19 protein-coding genes and 2 rRNA genes are annotated in these 18,749 nt (G+C 70.8%); 9 read left to right on the forward strand and 12 right to left on the reverse strand.

Going from position 1 to position 18,749, the window contains the following annotated elements; all coding sequences use genetic code 11:
* The 3 genes from PV364_RS29425 to PV364_RS29435 form a co-directional block, all read left to right on the forward strand.
* Positions 1 to 203: ribosomal RNA gene (locus PV364_RS29425) — 23S ribosomal RNA — on the forward strand; the annotation flags it as partial.
* Between the two features lie 89 nt (positions 204 to 292).
* Positions 293 to 409 (forward strand): 5S ribosomal RNA (gene rrf, locus PV364_RS29430).
* Between the two features lie 66 nt (positions 410 to 475).
* Positions 476 to 985: a GNAT family N-acetyltransferase gene (locus PV364_RS29435; protein ID WP_319663446.1), complete on the forward strand. Its 510-nt coding sequence runs from the start codon at positions 476 to 478 to the stop codon at positions 983 to 985.
* Here PV364_RS29435 and PV364_RS29440 read toward each other — a convergent pair.
* From PV364_RS29440 to PV364_RS29465, 6 genes are all read right to left on the reverse strand, one after another.
* Complete coding sequence (locus PV364_RS29440; protein ID WP_319663448.1) at positions 982 to 2,571, reverse strand: type VI secretion protein; 1,590 nt, start codon at positions 2,569 to 2,571, stop codon at positions 982 to 984. The genes PV364_RS29435 and PV364_RS29440 overlap by 4 nt on opposite strands.
* Positions 2,572 to 2,585: 14 nt before the next feature.
* On the reverse strand, positions 2,586 to 3,971 hold the full coding sequence (locus PV364_RS29445; RefSeq protein WP_319663611.1) for an ATP-binding protein: 1,386 nt from the start codon (positions 3,969 to 3,971) through the stop codon (positions 2,586 to 2,588).
* A 152-nt stretch (positions 3,972 to 4,123) separates the two neighbouring features.
* On the reverse strand, positions 4,124 to 5,674 hold the full coding sequence (locus PV364_RS29450) for an SCO6880 family protein (RefSeq protein WP_319663449.1): 1,551 nt from the start codon (positions 5,672 to 5,674) through the stop codon (positions 4,124 to 4,126).
* Complete coding sequence (locus PV364_RS29455; protein WP_319663451.1) at positions 5,671 to 6,957, reverse strand: hypothetical protein; 1,287 nt, start codon at positions 6,955 to 6,957, stop codon at positions 5,671 to 5,673. The genes PV364_RS29450 and PV364_RS29455 overlap by 4 nt, the downstream gene beginning before the upstream one ends.
* Positions 6,947 to 7,771: a hypothetical protein gene (locus tag PV364_RS29460; protein ID WP_319663452.1), complete on the reverse strand. Its 825-nt coding sequence runs from the start codon at positions 7,769 to 7,771 to the stop codon at positions 6,947 to 6,949. Before PV364_RS29460 ends, PV364_RS29455 begins: the two co-directional genes overlap by 11 nt.
* A gap of 132 nt (positions 7,772 to 7,903) precedes the next feature.
* Positions 7,904 to 8,212 carry a hypothetical protein gene (locus PV364_RS29465; RefSeq protein ID WP_319140882.1) on the reverse strand — a complete coding sequence of 103 codons (309 nt, stop codon included), beginning with the start codon at positions 8,210 to 8,212 and terminating at the stop codon, positions 7,904 to 7,906.
* Positions 8,213 to 8,612: 400 nt separating this feature from the next.
* Here PV364_RS29465 and PV364_RS29470 point away from each other — a divergent pair, with 400 nt between their 5' ends.
* Positions 8,613 to 9,554 carry a bifunctional lytic transglycosylase/C40 family peptidase gene (locus PV364_RS29470; RefSeq protein ID WP_319663612.1) on the forward strand — a complete coding sequence of 314 codons (942 nt, stop codon included), beginning with the start codon at positions 8,613 to 8,615 and terminating at the stop codon, positions 9,552 to 9,554.
* A 170-nt stretch (positions 9,555 to 9,724) separates the two neighbouring features.
* Positions 9,725 to 10,423 carry a phosphatase PAP2 family protein gene (locus tag PV364_RS29475; RefSeq protein WP_319663454.1) on the forward strand — a complete coding sequence of 233 codons (699 nt, stop codon included), beginning with the start codon at positions 9,725 to 9,727 and terminating at the stop codon, positions 10,421 to 10,423.
* Between the two features lie 47 nt (positions 10,424 to 10,470).
* Here the strand turns inward: PV364_RS29475 and PV364_RS29480 are convergent, their stop codons facing one another.
* Positions 10,471 to 12,051, reverse strand: coding sequence for an FAD-binding oxidoreductase (locus PV364_RS29480; RefSeq protein WP_319663455.1), 1,581 nt, complete (start codon positions 12,049 to 12,051; stop codon positions 10,471 to 10,473).
* A 109-nt stretch (positions 12,052 to 12,160) separates the two neighbouring features.
* Positions 12,161 to 12,313 carry a hypothetical protein gene (locus tag PV364_RS29485; RefSeq protein WP_319663456.1) on the reverse strand — a complete coding sequence of 51 codons (153 nt, stop codon included), beginning with the start codon at positions 12,311 to 12,313 and terminating at the stop codon, positions 12,161 to 12,163.
* A 92-nt stretch (positions 12,314 to 12,405) separates the two neighbouring features.
* Here PV364_RS29485 and PV364_RS29490 point away from each other — a divergent pair, with 92 nt between their 5' ends.
* Positions 12,406 to 13,260, forward strand: coding sequence for a hypothetical protein (locus PV364_RS29490; RefSeq protein ID WP_319663457.1), 855 nt, complete (start codon positions 12,406 to 12,408; stop codon positions 13,258 to 13,260).
* 80 nt (positions 13,261 to 13,340) lie between these two features.
* The gene (locus PV364_RS29495) at positions 13,341 to 13,523 is read left to right on the forward strand and encodes a hypothetical protein (protein WP_319663623.1); all 183 of its coding nucleotides are present in this window, start codon (positions 13,341 to 13,343) and stop codon (positions 13,521 to 13,523) included.
* On the opposite strand, the gene PV364_RS29500 is transcribed toward PV364_RS29495, so the two are convergent.
* Positions 13,520 to 13,891: a metal-sensitive transcriptional regulator gene (locus PV364_RS29500; RefSeq protein ID WP_319663458.1), complete on the reverse strand. Its 372-nt coding sequence runs from the start codon at positions 13,889 to 13,891 to the stop codon at positions 13,520 to 13,522. The genes PV364_RS29495 and PV364_RS29500 overlap by 4 nt on opposite strands.
* Positions 13,892 to 14,089: 198 nt before the next feature.
* On the opposite strand from PV364_RS29500, the gene PV364_RS29505 reads away from it, so the two are divergent.
* Both PV364_RS29505 and PV364_RS29510 read left to right on the forward strand, forming a co-directional pair.
* Complete coding sequence (locus PV364_RS29505; protein WP_319663459.1) at positions 14,090 to 14,710, forward strand: DUF47 domain-containing protein; 621 nt, start codon at positions 14,090 to 14,092, stop codon at positions 14,708 to 14,710.
* Positions 14,711 to 14,715: 5 nt separating this feature from the next.
* Positions 14,716 to 15,714, forward strand: coding sequence for an inorganic phosphate transporter (locus tag PV364_RS29510; protein WP_319663460.1), 999 nt, complete (start codon positions 14,716 to 14,718; stop codon positions 15,712 to 15,714).
* 109 nt (positions 15,715 to 15,823) lie between these two features.
* Here PV364_RS29510 and pstB read toward each other — a convergent pair whose 3' ends face one another.
* From pstB to pstC, 3 genes are read right to left on the reverse strand one after another with little or no spacing between them, the layout of a single operon-like run.
* Positions 15,824 to 16,600 carry a phosphate ABC transporter ATP-binding protein PstB gene (gene pstB, locus PV364_RS29515; protein WP_319663461.1) on the reverse strand — a complete coding sequence of 259 codons (777 nt, stop codon included), beginning with the start codon at positions 16,598 to 16,600 and terminating at the stop codon, positions 15,824 to 15,826.
* Between the two features lie 43 nt (positions 16,601 to 16,643).
* The gene (gene pstA / locus PV364_RS29520) at positions 16,644 to 17,717 is read right to left on the reverse strand and encodes a phosphate ABC transporter permease PstA (RefSeq protein WP_319663463.1); all 1,074 of its coding nucleotides are present in this window, start codon (positions 17,715 to 17,717) and stop codon (positions 16,644 to 16,646) included.
* Positions 17,714 to 18,703 carry a phosphate ABC transporter permease subunit PstC gene (gene pstC / locus PV364_RS29525; RefSeq protein ID WP_319663464.1) on the reverse strand — a complete coding sequence of 330 codons (990 nt, stop codon included), beginning with the start codon at positions 18,701 to 18,703 and terminating at the stop codon, positions 17,714 to 17,716. Before pstC ends, pstA begins: the two co-directional genes overlap by 4 nt.
* Positions 18,704 to 18,749: the final 46 nt, after the last annotated feature.

An 18,749-nucleotide genomic window follows, 5' to 3' on the forward strand; every position in this document is an offset into this window, starting at 1 on the left:
CCTGCCAAGGGCATGGCTGGTTGGCTACGTTCGGGAGGGATAACCGCTGAAAGCATCTAAGCGGGAAGCCTGCTTCGAGATGAGGACTCCCACCCCCTTTGAGGGGTTAAGGCTCCCAGTAGACGACTGGGTTGATAGGCCGGATGTGGAAGCCCAGTAATGGGTGGAGCTGACCGGTACTAATAAGCCGAGGGCTTGTCCATAGGTTGCTCGCGTCCACTGTGTAGTTCTGAAACAACGAACCCCGGCATATTTTTTGTGTGCTGGTGCCGGTTCGATAGTTTCATAGTGTTTCGGTGGTCATAGCGTTAGGGAAACGCCCGGTTACATTTCGAACCCGGAAGCTAAGCCTTTCAGCGCCGATGGTACTGCAGGGGGGACCCTGTGGGAGAGTAGGACGCCGCCGAACAATTCTTCAGCCTCAACCCCCGAACTCCGGTTCGGGGGTTGAGGCTTTTTTGCGTACCATCGCGCCATGACGACCTATGCGATACGTGCCTCCCGTCCCGACGAGTGGCGTGCTCAGCGGGCACTGCGGCTGGAAGCCCTCAAGGACCCCGCGAGTGGTGTGGCCTTCGTCAACACCTACGACACGGAGGCGGCTTTCCCGGACGAGGTGTGGCAAGAGCGGGCGCGCACGCAGTCGTTCGTCGCGGAGACCGAGTCCGGCGATCGGGTGGCCAATGTCGCTGTGCTCGTCGAGACCGGTGAGCAGCACGACGTGCCGCAGACGCATCTGGTCGGGGTGTACGTGCGGCCCGAATTCCGCGGTGGCGCGCTGGCCTCGGAATTGCTCGGAGCGGCCGTCGCATGGTCCTGGCAGCTGCCGGAGAACGTGCGGCGGGTGCGGCTGTGGGTGCACGAGGACAACCACCGTGCGCAGGCGTTCTACAAGCGCCTCGGCTTCGTCAGGACGGGCCGGACGATGGCGTTCCCGCTGGACGAGTCGCAGACCGAGTACGAGATGGCCCTGGAACGTTCCTAGGGCATCTGCACCGCGTCGGGGATCTCGGCGAGGAGAGCCGGGGGCTGGGTGCCGAGGACGAGGCGCTTGTCGGCGCGTTGCCAGACCGGGGAGCGCCAGGGGTCCCGGGCCTGTTCGGGGGACCGGAGCACGGCCAGGGTGGGGAGCCCGGTGCTCGAACCCGTGGCGAGGAGGTCCGGGAGTTCCGGGACCGGCGCCAGGGCCGCGACGTCGTCGAGGACGAGGGTGAGTGGTGGGTCGAGCCGACCGGCGGGTGACCTGGCGGCCATGCGCCGGCCGTGCTCGACCACGCTGGAGACGAGTGCGGTGAGCAGCGGCATCGCACCCGGGTGGGTTCGCGGGTCCTCGTTGAGTTCGCCCACCACGTACAGCGTGCCCAGATCCGTCAGGAATGACTCCAGGTCGAGCGAGTCGGCGCGGCCGGGGTTGCAGGCGTCCCTGATGTGGACGGAGTTGAGCGATTCCAGGGCCCGGTGGACGAGGGCCTGGGCGGCGTCGCGGCGGTCGGCGTGGGCGTGCAGGACCGACTCCAGCTCGCCGCTCCAGCCGGGGGCGGCGCGGGTGTGGGTGCGCAGGATGCGTACGGCGTCCTGGCCCTTGCTGCCGCCCGCCCAGCGGTGGACCTGGCGGAACGGCTGGCCGTCCACCGCGGCGGCGTGCAGCCAGCAGCGCAGCAGGGTCTCGGCGGCGTCGTAGAGGGCCGCGTCGAGGCTCGCGCGGGGCCGTACGGGGAACAGCAGGGCCCGGGATCGGGTGATGGCCGTGGGGACGTCCTCGCAGCCCGTGTGGGGCGCCCAGCGCAGCCGGGCCGGGGTGTCGACGAGGTGGGCAGGGTCAAAGACGTGGACCGGTCCGAGCTTGGCGCGGTTGCCGACGGTCTGGTGGAACGTGTCGGGGTCGGCGGTGGTGACGACGACCGGGCCCGCGGCGTTGAGGACGGCCGGCTGGACCAGGCGCTTGCCCTTGTCGCCGCGCTGCGGGGCGAACACGGCGTAGGTGCGGGTGAGCTCGCGGTCGACGGAGACCTCGGCGGCCGCCGGGGGCTCGGCGCGCACGGGGGCGGGGTCGGTGTCCGCGGCGGGATCCACCGCGGGAGACGGAGCCGGCACCGGCGCCGTGGCCGTGGGGCTCTGTCTGGCGGGGCGCGGGACCAGCGGCGCGGAGCCTTGGCCGGGCGCCGTCTCCGCCGCGGTCTCTGCCGCCGCCTTGGCCGCCGCGCGGCGGGCGGCCCGGCGCAGCCTGGTGCGGGCGATGGTTCCCATGACGAAGACGGTGAGGACGAACAGCACCATCAGCTGCCCGATGAAGACGCCCCAGAAGAGACCCGACCCGGGCAGTCCCGCCGGCGGGGCGGGAGCCCAGGCCCCCGCGATGTCGTGGGGCTGGGCGATGAGGTGGCGCATGGCCAGGGGCGTCCGGGTGAAGTGGACGTCGGCCGGCCAGGCGCGGTGGGAGAGGAGCCCGGCTATCCCGGTGCCCGTCCACACCAGGATCGTCATGCCGAGCAGGAAGCCGATCACGCCCAGGATGAGGCCGTCGGGGATGCCGCCCTCACGCTCCTGGCTGCTGTGCTGCTGTCTCGCCATGGTCAGGCCACCGTTCAGGCCACCGCGTCGTCGGCCATGTGTTTGTCGAGGGAGACCGGGGGTTCGCCCTGGGCCGGATCCTCGTCGTAGTCGTTGACGGAGCCCTCGGTCATGGCGCGGTCGGTGTAGACGAGGGGGCGTTCGGTCTCGGTGATGAGGTGCTTGACGACCTGGACGTTGCCGTTGACGTCCCAGACGGCGATGCCGGGGGTGAGCGTGGGGATGATCTCCACCGCCCACCGGGGCAGGCCCAGCACCCGCCCGGTGGAGCGGGCCTCGTCGGCCTTCTGGGCGTAGATGGTGCGGGTGGAGGCCATCTTGAGGATGGCCGCGGCCTCCTTGGCGGCGGCGCCGTCCACGACGTCGGAGAGGTGGTGGACGACGGCGACGAAGGACAGTCCGAGCCGGCGGCCGAACTTCAGCAGGCGCTGGAAGAGCTGGGCCACGAAGGGGCTGTTGATGATGTGCCAGGCCTCCTCGACCAGGAAGATGCGCTTCTTCCGGTCGGGGCGGATCCAGGTGTGCTCCAGCCAGACGCCGACGATCGCCATGAGGATCGGCATGGCGATGGAGTTGCGGTCGATGTGGGACAGGTCGAAGACGATGAGCGGCGCGTCCAGGTCGATGCCGGCGGTGGTCGGGCCGTCGAACATGCCGCGCAGGTCGCCGTCGACGAGCCGGTCCAGCACGAGCGCGACGTCCAGGCCCCAGGCGCGGACGTCCTCCAGGTCGACGTTCATCGACTCGGCGGAGTCCTCCATGGGGTGGCGCAGCCGCTCCACGATGTCGGTCAGGATCGGCTGCCGGTCCGTCACGGTCTCGTGCACGTAGGCGTGGGCGACCTTGAGCGCGAAGCCGGACCGCTCGTCCAGGCCGTGGCCCATGGCGACCTCGATGATCGTGCGGAGCAGCGCCAGCTGGCCCGTCGTGGTGATCGCGGGGTCGAGCGGGTTGAGCTTGATGCCGCCGTCGAGGGCGGCCATCGGGTCGAGCCGGATGGGAGTTATTCCGAGCGCCTTGGCGATGAGGTTCCACTCGCCGACGCCGTCCTCGCCCTGCGCGTCCAGGACGACGACCTGGCGGTCGCGGAAGCGCAGCTGCCGCAGCACGTAGGTCTTCTCCAGGGCGGACTTGCCGTTGCCGGACTCGCCGAGCACCAGCCAGTGCGGTGCGGGCAGTTGCTGCCCGTACAGCTGGAAGGGGTCGTAGATGTACCCCTTGCCGGAATAGACCTCTCGGCCGATGATCACGCCCGAGTCGCCGAGGCCGGGAGCCGCGGTCGGCAGGTAGACGGCCTGGGCCTGGCCCGTGGAGGTGCGGACGGGGAGGCGGGTGCTCTCCACCTTGCCGAAGAGGAAGCCGGTGAAGGCGTCGGTGATCGCTGCGAGGGGGTCCAGCATGGCCATGGGGGGAGCGCCTCCTCGGCGTCAGCGGTCGGCGCGCCTGCGGCGCGGGCCTCGGCTCGGCATCGTTGTCCCTGTCGTCCTTCCCATCAGCGCCGCCCCTGCGGGCGGGGCGTCACGTGCGCATGGGCGCATGCTCGTCCTCCCGGCTACCGGCGGATGCCGGTCGCGAACGGAAGCGTGTTGACGAACGCCCGGTGGTGCTCGCGGTCGCACCACTCCAGCTTGAGGTACGACTTGCCCGCGGAGGCGCGGATCGTGCGCTTGTCGCGGGCGAGTGCCTCGGGGGAGCGGGAGGACACCGTGATGTAGCCGACCAGGTTGACGCCCGCGGCGCCGGAGGCGAGGTCTTCGCCGCGCTGGTCGATACGGCTGTGGTGGGCGATGTCGCGGGGGTCGACCACGCGGTTCATCTTGGCGGCCCGGCTGGCGTCGGCGTCGTCGTTGGTCTTCTCGGTGAGCATGCGCTCGATGGCGACGTCGGTGGGTTCCAGGTCCATGCAGACGGCGACCGTGCGGATCACGTCCGGGGTGTGGACGAGCAGCGGCGCCAGGAAGTTGACCCCGACCGGGGTGAGCGGCCACTCCTTGACCCACGCCGTGGAGTGGCACCAGGGGGCGCGGGTGGCCGACTCGCGGGTCTTGGCCTGGAGGTACGTCGGCTCGGTGGCGTCCAGTTCGGCCGGCCAGGCGTTGCGGCGGGTCATCGCCTGGATGTGGTCGATCGGGTGGTCCGGGTCGTACATCGAGTGGATGAGGGACGCCAGCCGGGCCTGCCCGAGGGGCTGGCGGACACGGATGTCGGCCTCGGTGAGCCGGGCGCAGATGTCGGTCAGCTCGCGGGCCATGACCGCGGCGATGCCCGCGTCCTTGTCGAGGGCCTTGCGGCCGGCGCCGGCGGCCCGGGCGATGGCGTTGCCCTCGGCGGCGAGTTCGCGGCTGTAGTGCATGCAGGCGACGAGGTAGGCGCGGTGCTGCTCGGAGGAGGTCGACACCATGGACTGCAGCTGTTCGTACGAGTCCTTGAGCCACTGGTCGGCGCGGTCGTCGCCGCGCTGGGCGACGTCCTTGGCGTGGGCGTCGGGGTCGGCGGGGAGGGTGCGGGCCAGCATCTGCAGCCGGGTGACGAAGCCGTCGCCGTTTGCCACGTGCTTCAGCAGGGTGCCGAACCGGTCGACCAGGGCCTCCTGGTCCTCGCTGTCGCGCAGGCCGACACCGGGGCCCTCGATCTCGATGGCCGCAGTGACCGTGCGGCGGTCGACGTGCAGCAGGACCGCGATCTCGTCCGGCCCGAAGGGCGCCGACAGCCAGGTGATGCGCCCGATGCCAGGCGGCGGGCCGATCTCGATCTCCCGGCCGTCGAGCCGGGTGCCCGCCTCGAGGGCCGCCGAGCGGTACGTCGGCGTGGAGCGCAGCGTCCTGCGGTAGGTGCGGTTGATCTCGAACCAGCGGTAGAAGGTGCGGCGCCGGTACGGCATGTAGACGGCGGCGAAGGCGAGCAGCGGCCAGCCGGTCAGACCCAGGATGCGCAGCGGCAGGATCGGGATGAGCAGACCGGACATCATGCCGAGGAAGGCGCCCGCGATGATCAGGGCGATCTCGCCCGTCTCGCGGTTCTTGCCCACGATGGCGTTGGGGCGGGCCTTGCCGATCAGATACGTACGGCGCTGCTGCGGGGCGGCGTAGGGCTGGGACGTCACCGGCTTTCGCCTCCTGCTGTGGTGCTCTTCCCGCCGTTGCCGCGGTCGGGATTGGTGCGCGGGGCCGGTGCGGGGGCCGGGGCAGTGGAGCCGCCGTTCCGGCTGCTGTGGGCGGCGATGCCGCTGGGCACGGTGTTGGCGGGCTGGCCTCCGCCGCCGCCCGTGGGCTGCTCCTGGCCCCCGCCGCGGGAGCTGTGCGTGTTGATGCCCTGCTTGACGAGGGCGGCCGGCGAGGAGACGACGGCGGCGGCCTGGGACTGGGCGCTCGCCTTGCGGTTGCTGCGCAGGCTGGCCACGTCGTCGCCGAAGCCGGGGACGAAGCGGTAGATCATCGCGCTGGCGAAGATGGCCAGCAGGATGATGGCCAGGCCCGACACGACGGCGCCGAAGGCGGTGGGCCCGTCGGAGCCGCTGAGCGCGCCCGCCAGCCCCAGCACGATCACGATGACCGGCTTCACCAGGATCACCGCGATCATGATCCCGGCCCAGCGGCGCACGTGGTGCCACATGTTCTTGTCGACCAGGCCGGAGTACACCGCGGTGCCGAGCAGCGCGCCGACGTACAGCAGGGCGGCCCGGATCACCAGTTCCAGCCACAGGACGCCGGCGGCGAGCACGGAGACCAGGGAGACCACGATCAGCATGATCGGGCCGCCGCCGATGTCGGAGCCCTTGGTGAGGGCGTCCGTGAACGACCCGAAGAACACGTCTGTGTTGGCGGCCGTGCCGGATGCGATGACGTCGGTGATGGCGTCGGTCGCGGACACCACGGTGTACAGGATCAGTGGGGTGAAGGCGGAGGCGATGACGGTCAGCCACAGGAAGCCGACAGCCTCCGTCAGCGCCTCGGTCAGCGGCACGCCGCGCACGGCGCGCTTGGCCACGGCCAGCAGCCACAGGAGCAGGGTGAGGAACGTGGAGGCGGCGAAGACGATGGCGTACTGGGTGCGGAACGCCCCGTTGGTGAAGTCCACAGCGGCGGTCTTCGTGACCGCCTCCGACAGGCCCTTGATGACCCAGGCGGCGGCTTCGGCGCAGCCCTTGGCGAGCGAGGACAGGGGGTCGAGGGGGTCAGCGACGGAGGGCGTGTGACCGCCGGAGCCGTCGCCGCCTTCGCAGTAGGCCCGTGCGGGCCCGCGGATGAGGTCGCAGGCGTTGCTGCTCGAGCTCGGTGCGGGCGTGGGGGAGGGGGCGGCGAACGCCCGCGAGGCGAGGAGGACGGCCGTGGCCTGCACGCCCGCGAACGCGGCGGCGAAGCTGACGGCACGGCGGCTACCGGGCATAGGTGAACCCCCCGAACCCGTTCACGGCATCGGACATCTCGTCGGCGGACGAGGCGGTTTGGTCGCGGCCGACCGGCGTCGGGCCGTCCTTCTGCTCGAAGTCGACGATCTTCCAGTCCCCGCCGACCCACTTGAGGCGGAACGTGTTGGTGTACCAGCTCTCCGACACGGGGTTGGTGGAGCCCTCGCCCGCCAGTCCGAACAGGGACGAGTACCAGACCTCCACGACGGCGGAGTCACCCGACAGGGAGTCGAGCTTCGTGCCGACCGGGGTCGTCCGGGAGACGAACGTCATTCCGTCCGGCGGGGCGCCGTTGTCGCCGAGGCCGATCCGACCGAGGAAGGCGGGGTCGGAGTAGACGCCGTCGAGGTCACGGCGTTGAGCGGCTGCCACGTCGGGCGCGTACACGGTGTCGACGATAGTGGCCCGCCGGTCCGGGGCGAACATGCCGTCCGAGCCCAGGGCCACCGCGTAGTTGGCCGCGGCGGACTGCGCGCCCTGGTCCGTGCGGGAGTACCCCGTGGGGATGCCCGCGGACTTGCCGTCGACCGGGCGGGTGCCGGTGGCGGCGGTGGGCTGGGGGGCGGTGCCGCCGCCCGCGGCGCGGTCGCCGTTGCCGGAGCCCGCGGTCCCCCCGCCGTGGTCGCCGCCGCGGTTGACGAAGGCGATGGCGGCGATGAGGAGGACGACGACGCCGACGACCGTGACGAGGCTGCGGCTGGAGCGCGCGGGGCGGCGCGCCGGGACGCCGCTGCCGCCCGGGGACTCGGGCAGCCGGGTGCGCGTGGGCGGGCCGTCCTGGCCGAGGCTCATCGGGGGCTCGCCCCCTTGGGGATCGTCGGTTGAGTGGGCATCAGTACGCAGCCTCGGGTGGGGGACGGGGCCGGGACGGGCCCCTTGGGGACAGTGCGCAGGGGACGGGGCGGGGTGCCCGGAGCGCGGTCGCTAGACCGCCATCCCGTAGACGATGGTGAACAGGGTGCCGAGGGAGCCGATGATGAACACGCCGGTCAGTCCGGCGATGATCAGGCCCTTGCCCTGTTCGGCACTGAAGGTGTCACGGAGCGCCGTCGCTCCGATGCGCTGTTTCGCGGCGCCCCAGATCGCGATGGCGAGACAGAGCAGAATCGCTACTGCCATCACCACCTCGATCATCACGCGCGCTTCGTTCCCCAAGGAGCCGAACGGCCCCCAGTCCGGGGCGATACCACCAATGATGGTGTTGATGTCGCCCTTGTCGGCCGCCAGGAACATGAGAACTCACCACCACGCTAGATCAGTTGGCATCCTCGCCGGGGCGCAAGGAGCCAAGGTCTATCTTGGCGGAGGATGTCGCCGTCGTATGTCGACTCAGCGACTTTCTCAGCCGATTCCCCCGTGTGATCCGGGCCGCAGCCGTCAAAATGGTCGCAGCGGCGTGCGAGCCGGTGTTCGATGGGACTTAGTTGACTACTCTGTGTATCACGGTGGTGAGCGGAGGGCAACGATTGGCGGCGCGCTGGCCGGGGATGCTTCCCGGGGCCTGGCGTACCGTCACGTTCCGTGCCGGGCAGGGTGAGCGGGCAGGCACACGAGGAGGGTGGGGCGGGTGGCGGCGGCGGGTCGTTCGGCGCGCAAGGCCTGGTGGCTGGCGGGGGTGGTCGGCGGACTGTTCATGTCGTTCGTCACGCTGCTCGTCGTCGGCACGTACCTGGTGGCGGCAAGCCTGGCGGGCGGCGGAGGTGGCGCGGTGGCGCTCGCCAAGGGGGCCGTGCCCGCGGCGTACCAGAGCATCGTGCAGAAGTGGGGGAACCTGTGCGACGCCATCAACCCGGCGCTGCTGGCGGCCCAGCTGTACCAGGAGAGCGGCTGGAACCCGCAGGCGCGCAGCCAGGCGCAGGCGCAGGGCATCGCGCAGTTCATCCCCGGGACGTGGGCCACGCACGGTGTGGACGGCGACGGTGACGGCGACCGCGACGTCTGGGACCCGCGGGACGCGATTCCGTCCGCGGCGTCGTACGACTGCGAGCTCGCGCAGTACGTGAAGGACGTCCCGGGCGATCCGACGGAGAACATGCTCGCCGCGTACAACGCGGGCGCGTACCGGGTGATTCAGGCCGGCGGGGTGCCGCGCATCCGCGAGACGCAGAACTACGTCCGGATCATCACCACGCTGGAGAAGAGCTTCGCGGCGCCGGTCGGCGCGGTCGCGCCCTCCCGGCAGGCGGCGGGCGCCATCTACTACGCACAGGAGAAGCTGGGCACCCCGTACCTGTGGGGCGGCAACGGCACGGCGGACCAGGGCGGGCGCTTCGACTGCTCGGGGCTGACGAAGGCGGCGTACGAGTCGGTCGGCATCGAGCTGCCGCGCGTGGCCAACGACCAGTGGAACGCCGGGCCGCATCCCAAGCGCGACGAGCTGCTCCCGGGGGACCTGGTCTTCTTCGCCAACGACCTGACCGACCCGCGCACGATCCACCACGTCGGGATCTACGTCGGCGGCGGGTACATGATCAACGCCCCCTACACGGGCGCGGTCATCCGCTTCGACAGGATCGACAGCCCGGACTACATCGGCGCGACGCGGGTGACGGCGGCGGGCGCGGCGGCGGTCTGAGCGCCCGCCGTCGCGGCGCCGCGGGTCTCCCTTCGGTAACGTCCTGGTGATCATCCGGTGGAGACCGGAACGCCGCGTACCGTGCGGCTCGTTGGACGGGTGACAATGGCTCCTCCGGCCTCGTGTCGTTCGTGCGCGGGGATGCCGCGGAGACAGTTAGGGGTGCACCGGTGGCAGCGCTTTCACTGGACGGCTCCAACCCGGATGTCAGTCTGCTCCGTGACATCAACGGGCTCGCGAAGCTCGCACCGCGCTGGCTGGACCGCGCCGTGGAGGGCATGGCCGAGTACGGGCTGATCCTGCTCATGGTGCTGCTCGCCGGATGGTGCTGGTGGCGAGTGGCGCGCCGCGGCGGTTCCGAGGCCCCGGCGGCGGTCGCCGGCGTGGTCTGGGCCGGGCTCGCGGGCGGCGTCGCGGTGCTGCTGAACGTCCCGTTGCGCAACTTCGTGGACCGGCCGCGGCCGTTCGCCGAACACCAGGGCCTGGACGTGCTGGTCACGAGTACGGGCCGCTACTCGTTCGTCAGCGACCACGCGACCGTGACGATGGCGGTGGCCGTCGGCCTCTTCCTGGTCAGCCGCAAGTGGGGGCTGACCGCCGTCGCGGTCGCGCTCGCCGAGGGCTTCTGCCGGGTCTACATGGGCGTGCACTACCCCACCGACGTACTGGGCGGCTTCGCCCTCGGCACGGCCGTCGCGCTGCTCCTGGCACCCTTCGCGCTGGCCCTGTTGACGCCGCTCATGACGGCGGTGGCCGCCTCCCGGGCGGGGCTGCTGGTACGGGCGCCCCGGGCGGCCGGGACGCCGGCGGCGCGGCGCGGGGAGCCGTACCCGGAGCCCACGGCCGTCGACAAGGACCTGGCGGCCTGAGGGGCTCCCTCCCGTTCCCCGCGCCTGCCGCGGGCCCGCAGGCGGCCCTACAGGGCCTGCTGGAAGGCGAACAGCCGGGTGGGGTCGTAGCGGGCCTTCAGGCGGGTGAGCTTGTCCGCGGCGGAGCCGTAGTAGGCGGCGCGCCAGTCGGTCAGCGTCGGGTCGGTGTAGTTCTGGTAGGCGGCGCCCGAGGCGTACCGGCGCATCGCGCTGTGCAGCCCGTCGAGCCACTGGGTGGTGCCCGGGGTCTCTATGTACTGCGCGAGGAAGCGCGAGCGGCGGTGGACGAAGGCCGTGGCGGTCGGGGAGACCCGGTTGACGGCGCCGCCGAGGGCGGTGAGCGAGACGCTGCCGGCGCCCGAGCGCAGCGCGCCGACCTGGGAGAGCAGGGTCTGGATGCCGGCCTCGGACAGGGAGCGGTCGTAGAAGTCGGACCGCGCGGTGTACGTCTCGCGGCCGAGGCGGCCGGACGGGCTGCGGCCCGGGGTCGTCCCGGGCAGATGGCACTCGGCGGTGCTCTTGTCCGAGCAGCCCGCGTAGGCGAGCGTCGCGTCGAGGTAGGGCCGCGGGTGCAGCGAGACGCTGCTCGCGGGGGAGCCGATGGTGTCGGCGAGCCGGTCGACGGCGTTGGCGAGCTCCGTGCGGGAGGTGATGCCGACGGTGGCGATGCTGATCTGCGGGGAACCGGAGCCCGACTTGTCCAGGTGCAGCGCGGACCAGATCTGGTCCGGCTGCGTGGGGCCCCACTCCTGCCAGGCGCGGATGACCGCCGCGGCCTTGCTCCACGGCCAGGTCAGGTAGCCGGTGACGACCTGCGGCGCGGCCTGGGTGGTGAACGTCAGGCTCGTGACGACGCCGAACTGGCCGCCGCCCGCGCCGCGCAGCGCCCAGAACAGCTCGGGGTTCTCGTCGGCGCTGCAGCGCAGCACCCGCCCGCCCGCGGTGACGATCTCGGCAGCGGTGAGGCTGTCGCAGGTCAGCCCGTAGGCCCGGCTGATCACACCGTGGCCGCCGCCGAGGGTGAGTCCGGAGATGCCGACGGTCGGGCAGGAGCCGGCCGGCAGGGTGCGGCCCGCGGCGCCGAGCCGGGTGTAGACGTCGATCAGTTTGGCGCCGGCGCCGATGGTGGCCGAGGAGCCGGAGCGGGTGATCTTCGCGAGGGACGAGACGTCCAGGACGAGTCTGCCCTTGCCGCCCGAGTAGCCGGCGTAGGAGTGGCCGCCGTTGCGGATCGAGACGGGGACGCCGGTGCGGCGGGCGAAGTCCAGGCACTCGCGGATGTCCTCGGTGCCGGAGACGTAGGCGACCGCGGCCGGCCGCTGGCCGTCGAAGCGCGTGTTGTACAGCAGCCTGGCGGTGGCGTAGTCCGCGTCGCCGGGGCGGACGAGCCGGCCGCCGAGGGAGTGGCCGAGGGCCTTCCAGTCGGGCGGGACGGTCGCGGCGGCGCTGGTGGCGCCCGCGGGGGGTCCGCTCGCGGCGGTGGGCGTACCGGTCACGGTGGGCGCGTCACTGGGTATGCGGCTCCCGGTGGCTGCCGGGTTCCCGGACCCGGCCGGGCCGCAGGCCGCGGTCAGCCAGGTCGCGGCGGTGATGCCGGCGCCCCCGCGGATGAGTGCTCGTCGGTTCAACGTGGGCGCCCTCTCGCTCTGGAAACCCTGTGCTTCCTCTGGTGATGACGGCGGGAGGGGTGCGTCGGTTGTGAGGCGTACGCCACACCGGCGGGACGCGCGCCGGCGGTCAGGACCCGGCGTGCTCGGCGGCGTCGCGCCGGGCGCGTTCGCGGGCCCGGCGCGAAGGGCCGCGCCATCCGCACGAGCAGGTCGCGAAGGAGAAGGAGCCCTTCTCCTTGGTGGTGGCGTGGTGCGGGGGAGGGGGATCACTGGGGCGCACGCGTCAAAGCTACCGGCCGTGACGCGGTGCCCTGACCCTCGTTATGCCGCGTGAGGGCCTGGACGGCGGCACGGTGCAGGGGGTAGGCGCAGATGGGGCAGGTCAGTCGGGCGACCGCCGCGGCCGTGGGACTCGGGATGTGCGCGACCGCACTCGCGGGATGCTCCGGCAGCGGCGAGGCCGTGGAGGTGGGTACCGCTCCCCGTGACGCGGATCGCGCGGTGCGGCAGGCGGCCGACGCGCTGGTCCGGGCCGGCAGCTCGAAGGTCCGCACGTCGATGGAGACCGCCAGCGGCGGTACCAAGCTCACCATCACCGGCACCGGGAGCTTCGACTACGCCGCGCGGCGCGGCAGCCTCCGGCTCGTACTGCCGCCCGACGCCGCGGGTGCCGCGGAGCACGCGCCGGTCACGGAGCTGCTGACCCCCGGGGCGCTCTACATGAAGAACCGGGGCGAGGGCGTCCCGGCCGACAAGTGGGTGTGGGTCGACACCACCCGGCTGCCGGACGGCAATCTCGTCACCGGCGGCGCGACCGACCCGCTGGTCGCGGCGGAGCTGCTGCGCGGCGCCCGCGACGTGCGGCTGGTGGGCGTGGAGACGGTGGACGGCGCCCGGGTGCGGCACTACCGGGGTGTGACGGACATCGCGCGGGCCGCGGAGACGTCCTCGGCGCCGGCCCGCGGCTCGTTGCGGGCGGCGGCGGGCGGGTTCTCCGTGACGCGGGTGCCTTTCGACGCCTACCTGGACGACGCCGGTCTGCTGCGCAAGGTCCGGCAGCGTTTCACCTTCGCCAACGCCGGGGTCGCGGGCGGCCAGAGTGCCCCGACCGCGGTCACGGTGGTCTCGACCACCGGGATGTACTCTTTCGGGGCGCCGGTACGGGTCGTCCTGCCGCACGCGACCGACATCTACACCGGGAAGATCGTTTCTGCGGCCGGTCCCTAGAACCTTGCGGAAATGGCCCGTCCGTGTCATGCACGGACCGTGCGCCGGTCCCTACGCTGGGCGGGGAGGAGGTGGTGCACGTGGCGATGTGGCTCCTGGACCAGGACGATCAGGTCCACGTGGCCCTCGCGGAGATCGAGTTGTGCTGCGAGCTGATGATCGCCGCCTCGGCGACCGCCGAGGAACGGCTGAGCTCCGAGCGCATCGATGAGGTGCTCAAGGTGGAACCACGCGTCCCCGCGCAGGGGCGCCGGCGCGGCTAGCTCCGCAGCAGCCGGGCTATGGCGGCGGTGGCCTCGGCGACCTTGTCGTCCGCTTCGGGGCCACCCTTGGCGGCCGCGTCGGCGACGCAGTGCCGCAGGTGCTCCTCGAGCAGTTGCAGGGCGAAGGACTGCAGGGCCTTTGTGCCGGCGGACACCTGGGTAAGGATGTCGATGCAGTACACGTCCTGCTCGACCATCCGCTGGAGGCCCCGGATCTGCCCCTCGATACGGCGCAGCCGCTTCAGGTGCTGGTCCCTCTGTTCGGCGTACCCGTGCTGATGCGGCGGATGCTCCGCGGACCCGTCGGCTCCGTCGGCCCCCGGCTGTTCGCCGTGCGGAGCCGTGTCGCCGGTCTCGGTGACCGTCATGGCGTCCCTCCTGCCCCCGATATACCCCTGCCGGGTATATCGTACCGAATTCGCCTCATTGTGCGAGCGTGCACGGGGAGGAGCCCCGATGGGGACCGTTTGCGACCATGAGCGACACTGTAAGACGCCGGTTAGCCCTGGCCGTGCGATGCGCCTAGCATCAATGCGACCGAAACCGATGTATTCCGAGGACTTCACGTGCGCTTTCGTCTGACCCCAAGGGAGACGAGCTTCTACGACATGTTCGCCGCGTCCGCGGACAACATCGTCACAGGATCGAAGCTCCTGATGGAACTCCTCGGAGCCGACTCCGCCACGCGCGCGGAGATCGCCGAGCGGATGCGGGCGGCGGAGCACGCGGGGGACGACGCGACCCACGCGATCTTCCACCAGCTGAACTCCTCCTTCATCACGCCCTTCGACCGGGAGGACATCTACTCCCTCGCCTCCTCCCTCGACGACATCATGGACTTCATGGAGGAGGCCGTCGACCTGGTCGTCCTCTACCAGATCGAGGAACTGCCGCGCGGGGTCGAGCAGCAGATCGAGGTGCTGGCCCGGGCCGCCGAGCTGACCGCCGAGGCGATGCCGCACCTGCGCACGATGGACAACCTCACCGAGTACTGGATCGAGGTCAACCGCCTGGAGAACCAGGCCGACCAGATCCACCGCAAGCTGCTGGCCCACCTCTTCAGCGGCAAGTACGACGCCATCGAGGTGCTCAAGCTCAAGCAGATCGTGGACGTCCTGGAAGAGGCGGCGGACGCCTTCGAGCACGTGGCCAACACCGTGGAGACCATCGCGGTCAAGGAGTCCTGACCCAGGTGGAGACCTTCGCTCTGGTCGTGACCGTCGGGGTCGCGCTCTTCTTCACGTACACCAATGGCTTCCACGACTCGGCGAACGCCATCGCCACCTCGGTGTCCACCCGGGCGCTGACCCCGCGGGCCGCGCTGGCCATGGCCGCCGTGATGAACCTCGCGGGCGCCTTCCTCGGCACCGGGGTCGCCAAGACCGTCAGCGAGGGCCTCATCGAGACCCCGTCCGGCCGGTCGGGGATGGGCATCCTGTTCGCCGCGCTGATCGGGGCGATCGTCTGGAACCTGGTCACCTGGTACTACGGCCTGCCCTCCTCCAGCAGCCACGCCCTGTTCGGCGGTCTGGTGGGCGCGGCGCTGGCCGGCGGCACCGGGGTCATCTGGTCCGGTGTGATCGACAAGGTCGTCCTGCCGATGTTCCTGTCGCCGATCGTCGGCCTGCTGGTCGGCTACCTGGTCATGCTGGCCATCCTGTGGATCTTCCGCAGGGCCAACCCGAACAAGGCCAAGCGCGGCTTCCGGATCGCGCAGACCGTCTCGGCGGCGGGCATGGCGCTCGGCCACGGCCTGCAGGACGCCCAGAAGACCATGGGTGTGGTGGTGCTCGCCCTGACCATCGCCGACGTGCAGAAGGCGGGCGACGGGATCCCGGTCTGGGTCAAGCTCGTCTGCGCGGCCATGCTCTCGCTCGGTACGTACGCGGGCGGCTGGCGCATCATGCGGACCCTGGGCCGGAAGATCATCGAGCTGGACCCGCCGCAGGGCTTCGCCGCGGAGACCACGGCGGCGTCGATCCTCTACACCACGGCCTACATCTTCAAGGCGCCGATCTCCACGACCCACGTCATCACCTCGGCCATCATGGGCGTCGGTGCGACGAAGCGGGTCAACGCGGTCCGCTGGGGCGTCGCCAAGAACATCGTCGCCGGCTGGTTCATCACCATGCCGGCCGCGGCGCTGGTGGCCGCGGCCACCTACGGCGTGGTGCACTTCGCCTTCGCCTGAGCCGCTCGGGGAAAGCAACAGGGCCCGCCCCCCGGAGGGGGCGGGCCCTTCGCCTTGCGGTGGCACCGCCATGCAGCACCGCAGGACGGTCAGGGGCGGCGGTTTCGGCTCAGCCGAAACGGCCGGAGATGTAGTCCTCGGTCGCCTGGACGGAGGGGTTGGAGAAGATGCGCTCGGTGTCGTCGATCTCGATGAGCTTGCCGGGCTGGCCGACCGCCGACAGGTTGAAGAAGGCGGTGCGGTCCGAGACGCGCGCGGCCTGCTGCATGTTGTGGGTGACGATGACGATGGTGAAGCGCTCCTTGAGCTCACCGATCAGGTCCTCGATGGCGAGGGTGGAGATCGGGTCGAGCGCGGAGCACGGCTCGTCCATCAGCAGCACCTCGGGCTCGACCGCGATCGCGCGGGCGATGCACAGACGCTGCTGCTGACCGCCGGAGAGGCCGGAACCCGGCTTGTTCAGGCGGTCCTTGACCTCGTTCCACAGGTTGGCGCCGCGCAGCGACTTCTCGACGATGGTGTCGAGGTCGCTCTTGCGCTTGACGCCGTTGAGCTTGAGGCCCGCCGCGACGTTGTCGTAGACCGACATCGTCGGGAAGGGGTTCGGGCGCTGGAAGACCATGCCGACCGTGCGGCGCACGGAGACCGGGTCCACGCCCGCGCCGTAGAGGTTCTCGTCGTCCAGCAGCACCTTGCCCTCGACGCGGCCGCCGGGGGTGACCTCGTGCATGCGGTTCAGGGTGCGCAGGAAGGTGGACTTGCCGCAGCCGGAGGGGCCGATGAAGGCCGTCACCGTGCGCGGCTCGATGTTCATCGAGATGTCGTCGATCGCCTTGAATCCGCCGTAGTAGGCGGAGAGGCCGCTGACGTCGATTCGCTTGGCCATGGTGGTGTTGCTCGCAATCCTTGGGTCGCTGATGTTGGCCGCGTCAGCGACCGGTCTTCGGGGCCTTCCAGCGGGCGATGCCGCGGGCCACAATGTTCAGGATCATGATGAAGGCGATCAGCACGAGTGCCGCGGCCCACGCCCGGTCGTAGCTGGGCTCGTTGCCGTTCTGGTACTGCTGGAAGATGTAGAACGGGAGCGAGGCCTGCGGGCCGTTGAACGGGTCGTTGTTGATCAGATTGTTTCCGAAGACCAACAGCGCGATGGGGGCGCTCTCACCGGCGATGCGGGCGACGGCGAGCATGACGCCCGTCGTGATGCCGCCGATCGCGGTGGGGACGACCACCTTCACAATGGTGCGCCACTTCGGCACACCGAGGGCGAGGGAGGCCTCGCGGAGCTCGTTCGGGACGAGCTTGAGCATCTCCTCGGTGGACCGGACGACGACCGGCATCATCAGGATGGCGAGCGCCATGGAGCCGGCGAAGCCCGAGGGGCCGAAGCCCAGCAGCAGGTTCCAGGTCGAGAGGATGAACAGACCGGCGACGATCGACGGGATGCCCGTCATGACGTCGACGAAGAAGGTGACGGCGGTGGCCAGCCGGCCCTTGCCGTACTCCACCAGGTAGATCGCGGTCAGCATGCCGATCGGGGCGGCGATCGCGGTGGCGATGCCGACCTGCTCCAGCGTGCCGATGATGGCGTGGTACACGCCGCCGCCGGCGCCGATGGTCAGGACGCCGTTCATCGAGTGCGACAGGAAGTTGCCGTCGAGGACCTTGACGCCCTTGCCGATCGTGGTGGCCAGCAGCGAGTACAGCGGCAGCGCGGCCACGACGAACGAGGCCCAGACCATGCTGGTCGCGACGCGGTCCTTGGCCTGGCGGCGGCCCTCGACCTGCGCGGTGATCACATAGGTGCCCAGGATGAACAGCAGGACGGCGATCAGGCCCCACTGGATCTTGCTGTGCAGGTCACCGAGGACACCGATGAGGACGCCGAGGACCAGCGCGCCCACGGCGATGCCCGCCGGGGCCCAACGGGGCAGCCGGCGCTGGGCCAGGGGGCGGCGCGGCACGGAGGAGGCCGGCCGCTTGTCCGTTATCGCGTGGCTCATGCGTTGGCCCCCGAGTATTCCTTGCGCCGGGCGATGATCGCGCGGGCGGCGCCGTTGACCAGCAGGGTGATGAGGAAGAGCACGAGACCGGAGGCGATCAGGGCGTCGCGGCCGAACTCGTTGGCCTCACCGAACTTGGCGACGATGTTCTGCGAGAACGTGCCGCCGACCGGGTCGAGGATGTGCACCGACAGGATCGGGGCGGCGGACAGCACGGTGGCCACGGCCATGGTCTCACCGAGCGCGCGGCCGAGGCCGAGCATCGAGGCGCTGATGATGCCGGAGCGGGCGAAGGGCAGCACCGACATCCGGATGGTCTCCCAGCGCGTCGCGCCGAGGGCCAGGGCGGCCTCCTCGTGCATCCGCGGGACCTGGCGGAAGACCTCGCGGCTGACGTTGGTGATGATCGGGAGGATCATGATCGCCAGCAGGATGCCGACGGTGAAGATCGAGCGGGCCGCGCCCTGCGGGTCCTCCTTCTCGAAGATCACCGTCCAGCCCAGGTAGTCGTCCAGCCACATGTTCAGCCCGGTCAGGTGCGGCACCAGGAACAGGGCGCCCCACAGGCCGTAGATGATGCTGGGCACGGCGGCGAGCAGGTCGATGATGTACGAGAGCGGCGAGGCGAGGCGGCGCGGCGCGTAGTGCGAGATGAACAGCGCGATGCCGACCGCGACCGGGACCGCGATGATCATCGCGATGATCGAGCTGACGATCGTGCCGTAGGCCAGGACCGCGATGCCGAAGACCGGCGGGGTCGCGCTGGCGTTCCACTCGAAGGTGGTCAGGAAGTTGCCGTGGTCCTTGGAGATCGCGTTGATCGCGCGGATCGTCAGGAAGATCGCGATCGCTGCCATGATCACCAGCAGCAGGATGCCGGAACCACGGGAGAGGCCTGAGAAGATCTTGTCACCCAGGCGCGTGACAGTGCCCCCGGCCTTCTTGGCTGCCGGTGGCGGGGTAGGGGTCTGTGCGGTTATGGCCATCGGTTGTTTTCTCCGGTCTGGGTGGGGGATGGCTCCCCCGGCGGCG

This window comes from Streptomyces sp. MI02-7b (genome assembly GCF_033793585.1).
GTDB lineage: Bacteria > Actinomycetota > Actinomycetes > Streptomycetales > Streptomycetaceae > Actinacidiphila.

What these genes read in the sequence shown, in the direction of transcription:
- PV364_RS29445 (WP_319663611.1), bottom strand. Translation starts at nt 3,971, where the DNA reads ATGCTGGACCCCCTCGCAGCGATCACCGACGCCTTCACCGGCTTCCTC.
- pstC (WP_319663464.1), bottom strand. Translation starts at nt 18,703, where the DNA reads ATGGCCATAACCGCACAGACCCCTACCCCGCCACCGGCAGCCAAGAAG.
- pstA (WP_319663463.1), bottom strand. Translation starts at nt 17,717, where the DNA reads ATGAGCCACGCGATAACGGACAAGCGGCCGGCCTCCTCCGTGCCGCGC.
- PV364_RS29460 (WP_319663452.1), bottom strand. Translation starts at nt 7,771, where the DNA reads ATGAGCCTCGGCCAGGACGGCCCGCCCACGCGCACCCGGCTGCCCGAG.
- PV364_RS29490 (WP_319663457.1), top strand. Translation starts at nt 12,406, where the DNA reads ATGGGGCAGGTCAGTCGGGCGACCGCCGCGGCCGTGGGACTCGGGATG.
- PV364_RS29465 (WP_319140882.1), bottom strand. Translation starts at nt 8,212, where the DNA reads ATGTTCCTGGCGGCCGACAAGGGCGACATCAACACCATCATTGGTGGT.
- PV364_RS29455 (WP_319663451.1), bottom strand. Translation starts at nt 6,957, where the DNA reads ATGCCCGGTAGCCGCCGTGCCGTCAGCTTCGCCGCCGCGTTCGCGGGC.
- pstB (WP_319663461.1), bottom strand. Translation starts at nt 16,600, where the DNA reads ATGGCCAAGCGAATCGACGTCAGCGGCCTCTCCGCCTACTACGGCGGA.
- PV364_RS29470 (WP_319663612.1), top strand. Translation starts at nt 8,613, where the DNA reads ATGTCGTTCGTCACGCTGCTCGTCGTCGGCACGTACCTGGTGGCGGCA.
- PV364_RS29440 (WP_319663448.1), bottom strand. Translation starts at nt 2,571, where the DNA reads ATGGCGAGACAGCAGCACAGCAGCCAGGAGCGTGAGGGCGGCATCCCC.
- PV364_RS29435 (WP_319663446.1), top strand. Translation starts at nt 476, where the DNA reads ATGACGACCTATGCGATACGTGCCTCCCGTCCCGACGAGTGGCGTGCT.
- PV364_RS29500 (WP_319663458.1), bottom strand. Translation starts at nt 13,891, where the DNA reads ATGACGGTCACCGAGACCGGCGACACGGCTCCGCACGGCGAACAGCCG.